8 protein-coding genes are annotated in these 6,519 nt (G+C 45.3%); 2 read left to right on the top strand and 6 right to left on the bottom strand.

Translation table 11 applies throughout. From position 1 onward, the window contains the following. Nucleotides 1-77: 77 nt before the first annotated feature. From mqnB to QZY95_RS13465, 3 genes are all read right to left on the bottom strand, one after another. On the bottom strand, nt 78-803 hold the full coding sequence (gene mqnB / locus QZY95_RS13455) for a futalosine hydrolase (RefSeq protein ID WP_290924385.1): 726 nt from the start codon (nt 801-803) through the stop codon (nt 78-80). Beyond that, nucleotides 800-949, bottom strand: coding sequence for a hypothetical protein (locus tag QZY95_RS13460; protein ID WP_290924387.1), 150 nt, complete (start codon nt 947-949; stop codon nt 800-802). The genes mqnB and QZY95_RS13460 overlap by 4 nt, the downstream gene beginning before the upstream one ends. 80 nt (nt 950-1,029) lie before the next feature. Continuing rightward, on the bottom strand, nt 1,030-2,343 hold the full coding sequence (locus QZY95_RS13465) for a nucleotide sugar dehydrogenase (RefSeq protein WP_290924389.1): 1,314 nt from the start codon (nt 2,341-2,343) through the stop codon (nt 1,030-1,032). 56 nt (nt 2,344-2,399) lie between these two features. On the opposite strand from QZY95_RS13465, the gene QZY95_RS13470 reads away from it, so the two are divergent. Continuing rightward, the gene (locus QZY95_RS13470; protein WP_020000240.1) at nt 2,400-2,597 is read left to right on the top strand and encodes a DUF2065 domain-containing protein; all 198 of its coding nucleotides are present in this window, start codon (nt 2,400-2,402) and stop codon (nt 2,595-2,597) included. Between the two features lie 101 nt (nt 2,598-2,698). On the opposite strand, the gene ubiE is transcribed toward QZY95_RS13470, so the two are convergent. Together ubiE and QZY95_RS13480 are read right to left on the bottom strand one after the other, a co-directional pair. Next, nucleotides 2,699-3,415, bottom strand: coding sequence for a bifunctional demethylmenaquinone methyltransferase/2-methoxy-6-polyprenyl-1,4-benzoquinol methylase UbiE (gene ubiE, locus QZY95_RS13475; RefSeq protein ID WP_290924396.1), 717 nt, complete (start codon nt 3,413-3,415; stop codon nt 2,699-2,701). A gap of 12 nt (nt 3,416-3,427) precedes the next feature. After that, on the bottom strand, nt 3,428-3,592 hold the full coding sequence (locus QZY95_RS13480) for a hypothetical protein (RefSeq protein WP_020000242.1): 165 nt from the start codon (nt 3,590-3,592) through the stop codon (nt 3,428-3,430). 332 nt (nt 3,593-3,924) lie between these two features. Between QZY95_RS13480 and QZY95_RS13485 the strand changes: the two genes are divergently transcribed. Continuing rightward, complete coding sequence (locus QZY95_RS13485) at nt 3,925-4,626, top strand: DVU0298 family protein (RefSeq protein ID WP_290924401.1); 702 nt, start codon at nt 3,925-3,927, stop codon at nt 4,624-4,626. Nucleotides 4,627-4,679: 53 nt separating this feature from the next. On the opposite strand, the gene QZY95_RS13490 is transcribed toward QZY95_RS13485, so the two are convergent. After that, a complete protein-coding gene (locus tag QZY95_RS13490) occupies nt 4,680-5,861 on the bottom strand; it encodes a dicarboxylate/amino acid:cation symporter (RefSeq protein ID WP_290924403.1) in 1,182 nt (393 codons plus the stop codon). Nucleotides 5,862-6,519 lie beyond the last annotated feature (658 nt).

The raw sequence follows: 6,519 nt of genomic DNA on the forward strand, positions 1-6,519 counted from the left end.
AAAACGTGAATCTAACATCTTAGAAACCATTGTAAAAAAAGTGCCGGTACTAACGACACTCAGTTTTACAATACCTTCTAAACAAAAAGCCCTCTGGCGTGCCTGCCAAGAGCTTGAAGCGCATCGTCCAGTTTCCAGTGTTCCGGTTTGCGAGACCCAACCAGATTTGACACGGTGCGAAGTTCAAGAAAAGGAATTCCGGCTTGAAGACAAGCGAGCGCAAGGGAGAACCCTTCCATATTTTCTGTAAGCGGATTGTACCGCTTTTGCAGCATACGGGCACGTTCTTCTGTTCCGGTGACGCCGGATACTGTCATGCTTGCGCCTTCGAGTAAATCCCCAGGGGTGGATAAATTGAGCTGCCTGAACGCCTTTTCCGGTTCAAGCGGCAATGTATCCCAGATAGTCTGCTGTCCGCCTACTCCGTAATATTCCCATACAGGAAACTTTATTCCTTCCGGATCAATACCTTCTGCTGTGTGCAGTCCATATTCCGGCCAAATTTCTGAATCTGCCGTCACAAGACTGCCTAACGGAGCTTGCTCTAAATCAAAACTTCCTGCAACCCCAAGGTTTAGAACACCAGTAATACCTTTGCATTCCCCGAGAATTCTGCCAATGCTCAATGCAGCATTAACAGGCCCGACTCCCGTGACAGCAAGCAAACATTCATGGTTATTAACAGGCGTTTTGCAACATCCGCCTACAGCGGGAAACTTGCAACCAATCCGCCCACGCCTGTTAAATCCCAACAGAACAGCTTTCATTTCAGTTTGCGTAGCTGTTGCGATAACTAGTGTCATTTAATTTTTTCCAACGTAAAGTTAACGAGTGTGCCGCCAAGTGACAATTCTGAAACTATACTGGCGTCACGTAATCGTGCGATACGCTCAATGCGTCTGCGGTCTTCTTCTTTTGCAGCAACAATGAGCTGTGTACCTTTTTCCATTTTTTTAAGAAGCGAACTCGCTTCGAAATACCCTGTTCAGCAATCTTTTCTACAATCTACGCGCAAAGGTCCAGCCATTGTCACATTCTCCAAAGTTCTAGTCCAGCTGCCTCCATTACAGCAGGCTCGAAAAATCCTTTCACATCTAACACCAAAGTATTTCCGGAATCGCGGAACCACTTGAGCAACTGTTTTGGCTGGATAAAAGAATATTCTTCGTGCGGTACTGCGACAATAACAGCATCCAGCTGCTGAAAATCTTTCAGGTAACTCAAAGAAATTTCATATTCCCGAATTGCCTGCTCGTTATCAGCGATAGGATCATGCACGAGGGCTTCTATACCGTATTCTTTTAATTCTCTGATAATATCTATGACACGGGTATTGCGGATATCAGGTACGTTTTCTTTATAGGTAAGTCCTAATATTCCTACTTTTGCATCACGGACAGAAACACCTCTGCGGATTAATTCTTTTACACAGGATTCGGCAACAAACTTGCCCATTGAATCATTTATTCGCCTGCCGGCAAGAATAACCTGCGGATGGTATCCTAACGATTCCGCTTTGAAAGTAAGATAATATGGATCTACCCCTATACAATGACCTCCAACAAGCCCCGGTTCAAAAGGTAGAAAATTCCACTTTGTTCCAGCTGCTTCAAGCACCTCGCCTGTATCTATTCCCAATGTATTGAAGATAATTGCCAGTTCATTCATTAACGCTATGTTCAAGTCACGCTGTGTGTTTTCGATGACTTTCGCGGCTTCAGCAACCATTATTGAACTGGTCGGGTGCACCCCCGCAGAAACAATTCTGCCATACAGCTCTGCCAACAAAGCTGTTGTCATATCGTCAGAACCAGCAACAATTTTGACGACATTTTCAATGGTATGCACCTTATCCCCGGGATTGATACGCTCCGGCGAATAACCGACTGAGAAATCCTTACCAAACCGCATTCCGGATACATTTTCCAACACGGGAACACACTTGTCTTCTGTGGCTCCCGGCCAGACTGTTGATTCGTATACAACGACTGAATCCGGCCGCATAAATGAGGCGACGGTTCGAGTAGCCATAAGTAACGGAATCAAATCCGGTGTATGGTGTGCGTCAATAGGCGTCGGTACAGCTATTATATGCACACCCGCTTTTTCTAAAAGCTGCGGGTCAGCAGTAAAATACGCAGTACTTTCATTGAGAGTTTCAGAAGACACTTCTCCGGTTCGATCTTCACCACGACGCAGTTCTTCTATTCGCTGCGTATATTGATCGTACCCGATGACTGAAAAATGTTTCGCCAAAGATATAGCAAGAGGTAAACCGACATATCCAAGACCAATTACGGCTACTGGGACATCTCCAGACACAATCCGTTCAAAAGATACCATGTCTTCTCCCCCTTACCTGCTGGACTTAACTGCCTGTCTGTGAAAAAACAGGCTCCATGCAGATAGATTGGAATTTACTACTTACAGCGCTGGGGCTTGCATTTGTTCTCGAAGGTCTTCCTTACGTCCTTTTTGCGGACAAACTCCCTAAATACTTACGTGAAATAGCAGAACGCGGCCCTAACGCTTTGCGTTACATGGGATTAACTGCCATGTCCGCCGGTGTTCTGCTTGTATGGCTTATGCGCCATTAGTCGCACCGTATTACTACGCTACGTCCTCACCTGCGCCTTTTCCAGCGCAGTTTCCCCTGTTGCAAAAAGTTGCAGCAGGTTCTCTCATGCCTTCCGGTTTGTTACTCAGCTTTTTTCTGAGCTACGTGCAAGTACACAATGCCCGATGTCATCGGCTTGTAGTACACACGATCAAAACCGGCCTGCATCATTTCCGTGCTCAATTCAGATGCGGTCGGAAACGCCATGATTGTATCAGCAAGATACTGGTATGCTCCGGCATCACCGGAAAAAACCTTGCCGATCATAGGAAGAATTTTTTTCAGGTACAGGTTGTAAAAGCCTTTCCATACCGGATGCTTACCTGTGCCAAATTCAAGAATACACAATCTGCCGCCCGGCACAAGTACTCGATTGAGTTCTTTAAATGCTGCTTCTCGCGGGATAATATTGCGAATTCCGAATGAAATTGTTGCGCAATCTACACTGTTATCCGGCAACGGCAATGTTCTGCCGTCTGCATGAACAGGGAAGATTCTTCTATTGCGCCCTTTTGTAAGCTTCTTGCGTCCTGTGGTCAGCATAGGACGGCAATAGTCCAATGCCGCAACCTTAGTCTGCGGATGCTGACGCACGATTTCTAACGAAACATCCATAGTACCGGCGGCAAGATCCAGCATGAGTCCGGTTTTCCCCGGCACTGTCGCTTTTACAAGCTGCTGTCTCCAATAAAAATCCATTCCGCCGCTAAGCAGATGATTTAAAAAGTCGTACCAGCGGGCAATACGGCTGAACATGCCTGAAACTTCACGGGCATGCTCATTTGGTGAACATTGCATGTGCTACAAAGCCTACTCTTCGGTTTCCGTTTCGTCTTCACATACTGTTGAAGAAACAACTTCAAATACCGCAGGAAACACTTCGCTGATATTAGAAGGTGAAACGCGGCCTGTTTCAATAAACTTGACCACTATTTCTTTAGTTACCTGTATTGCTTCTTTTTTTGCCTTATCCATATTCCACCTCTAGGCATTACGGGCACACCCGCAACGTATATTTGATGAAAAGCCCCCGCCCGTGGGGGAATGGTTTCAACCTACATAGATAAAAACCGGGCGGGGTGAAAAGGAAGAAACCTGCTAAGCCACTCCCTTTTTCTCAACATGCCGTATACCACTAACATTTTGGAGAGTCGAGCATGCACTGGTGTACTTATCCTGTTTTTCCGCTGCAAATTCTATATCTTAATTAGAGGTAAACAAATAATAAGTTCGATAACGTACATAAAAAGCTTGATTTCTTATCAGTAAAGATTATCGTTAAGGAAAGAACAGCTTTGGAGGCGCATATGGCAAGATTTCGTGCTCTGAAAACTGAATTGCGTTCCCTCTTAACACAAGAAGACTGGGAACAGTCCTTAGATATAATTGTTTCTATGCCTGCAACACAGACTATTGGCCCGCTCATGTCGTTCTTTTTATTCGGCGGTGAAATGAAGTGGCGTGCGGTTACTGCCTTTGGTCTGGTCATGGGTAAACTTGCGCAAGAAGATATTGAGCAGGCGCGAATCATAATGCGTCGTCTGCTTTGGCATATGAATGAAGAATCCGGAAATGTTGGCTGGGGAATTGCTGAAGCAATGGCAGAAGCAATGATCAACAGTGAGACTCTCGCTAACGAATACAACAGAATGCTGCATTCATATGTTCGAGAAACAACCGACGACGATAATTATTTAGACCATCCACCGCTCAGGAGAGGCGTGTACTGGGGGCTTGGCAGGATGGCGAGGAAATATCCGAAACTGATGCTTCCGTCCGTTAGAGCCTTATCCTGGGGCTTACAAGACGAAGATGAAGAGGGACGGGGACTTGCAGCTTGGGCTATTGGAGCGCTCGCTACAGAAGCAAACGTTCCAGCTCTACGAACTATGCTCGATGACAACTGTCCTGTGGAGCTTTTTGAAAATAGAGAAATTCATTGCACCAGTGTCGCCCAGCTCGCACAACGGGCGATTACTGAGATAGAACAACGCAATGACAATGCGTAAATGCTATCCTCTAAGAAAAGGGTGGAGGTATTACCTCCACCCTTTTTGTGTGTCTAATTCAATTTTTTATCTTTATTAAAGATACCTTCAAGCATAAGAGCCAGCGCACCGTCACCGGTCACGTTACATGCTGTGCCGAAGCTATCCTGCAGAGCAAAAATAGCGAGAAGTAAAGCCACTCCAGCCGGGTCGAACTGAAGAACTCCCACTACAATACCAAGAGATGCCATTACAGTACCACCCGGTACACCCGGAGCACCGATAGCGAAGATGCCGAACAGTGCGATAAAGAGGCACATAGTTCCAACGGAAGGCAACGTTCCGTAAAGCATCATTGAAATGGTCATCGCAAAGAAGGTTTCTGTCAAAACTGATCCGCAAAGGTGTACGGTTGCTCCAAGAGGAACCATAAACTCTACAACACTTTTGGAAAGCACTTTTGAACGGGCTGCACATTCGAGAGATACCGGCAGTGTTGCAGCACTGGACATGGTACCGACAGCTGTAAGGTACGCAGGTGGGTAGTGACGAAGGACTTCGATCGGATTACGTTTAGAAATGAGACCCGCGATCGTGTACAGCACTGTAAGCCAAATGAAATGACCAAGAATTACGATCAAAACAACTTTCAAGAAAACAGGAAGCTGTTTTGTAAGTGTGCCTTCATAAGCAAGGCCTGCAAATGTTGTAGCAATAAAAAACGGAAGAATTGGAATAATGATGCGGCTTACAACCTGCATCATTATTTTTTCAAAATCATTAAAAATACGCTCAAAGGTTTCAGCTTTAGTCCAGACAGTCGCCAGACCGAAAACAAGTGCGGAAACGAGTGCTGTCATAACTGACATCACCGGTGGAATGTTTAACTGAAAAAGAACTTCCGGCAACTCATGCAGTGCATCAACCTTTGTGGCAATAGAAAGATGCGGAATAATAATGTAGCCGGCAATCGCAGCCATTGTCGCTGCACCTGCAGCAGAAAGGTACGCAAAACCGACACCTGTAAACAACATAGAACTTGCATTACGACCAAGACGAACAATGGCAGGTGCAATGAACGCAATAATCACAAGCGGTACTGTGTAGAAAATAAACTGTCCAAGCACATACTTCAGACTAACAACAACTTCCATTACACCAGTGCCTGCATAAAGGCCGACAATAACACCTGCTGCAATACCAAGCAGCAACTGCAAAATTAGTCCGAACTCGCCGAATCGTTTAAAGAACGACATAATCACTCCTCCAGTGAGCTAATGGGAAATAATTTGACGACGAACGCAAGGCTGAGGTTCACACTAACTATTCAGCAGTAACTCTGAATAATTTCCTCTTGAGCATTCGCAACGCATGCCCACACAGCAACGCCTGAGTTCGTCAACAGCACAGTAGTAAGTACACACTGCGCCAATTGCTTACGAAGGAGGTCAAATTGAGTCAATACCTTTCTATAACCATTCGTTTTTAAATCGATTTTCCTGATACAATAGAGACAAGATTGTCAAATTCACAAATACCAAGCCTGTTTTGCAGAACAGAGACACCAATAATCTGTAAAGAACTTGCTATCCATCCACCACAAACAAGAATCAACGAATCACACCAACAACCTAAGCTGAGCGCTAAAAGAGACTTCACTCGACACTATTCATTTATCAGCCAATATTATTCCCCTACCTAATCTATTCTCAAAAAATCTGACACAGCATCCCTTGGATTGTGTCTTCGAGAGGATTCACGACATAGTTTTTCGTGCGGATCTTAGCCTCGTTTGCTGGTCACCATTCTACCGACAATATTCCGTGAAGCGGCTCGAAGACATAATCCAAGGGATGCGTTCATGCCTCTTCATTTGTAGCTCTAACACTATATTGTCCCTTCGCTTAACAGGAC

It is taken from the genome of Halodesulfovibrio sp. (assembly GCF_015482765.1).
GTDB lineage: Bacteria > Desulfobacterota > Desulfovibrionia > Desulfovibrionales > Desulfovibrionaceae > Halodesulfovibrio.

What these genes read in the sequence shown, in the direction of transcription:
- mqnB (WP_290924385.1), bottom strand. Translation starts at nt 803, where the DNA reads ATGACACTAGTTATCGCAACAGCTACGCAAACTGAAATGAAAGCTGTT.
- QZY95_RS13460 (WP_290924387.1), bottom strand. Translation starts at nt 949, where the DNA reads ATGGAAAAAGGTACACAGCTCATTGTTGCTGCAAAAGAAGAAGACCGC.
- QZY95_RS13465 (WP_290924389.1), bottom strand. Translation starts at nt 2,343, where the DNA reads ATGGTATCTTTTGAACGGATTGTGTCTGGAGATGTCCCAGTAGCCGTA.
- QZY95_RS13470 (WP_020000240.1), top strand. Translation starts at nt 2,400, where the DNA reads ATGCAGATAGATTGGAATTTACTACTTACAGCGCTGGGGCTTGCATTT.
- ubiE (WP_290924396.1), bottom strand. Translation starts at nt 3,415, where the DNA reads ATGCAATGTTCACCAAATGAGCATGCCCGTGAAGTTTCAGGCATGTTC.
- QZY95_RS13480 (WP_020000242.1), bottom strand. Translation starts at nt 3,592, where the DNA reads ATGGATAAGGCAAAAAAAGAAGCAATACAGGTAACTAAAGAAATAGTG.
- QZY95_RS13485 (WP_290924401.1), top strand. Translation starts at nt 3,925, where the DNA reads ATGGCAAGATTTCGTGCTCTGAAAACTGAATTGCGTTCCCTCTTAACA.
- QZY95_RS13490 (WP_290924403.1), bottom strand. Translation starts at nt 5,861, where the DNA reads ATGTCGTTCTTTAAACGATTCGGCGAGTTCGGACTAATTTTGCAGTTG.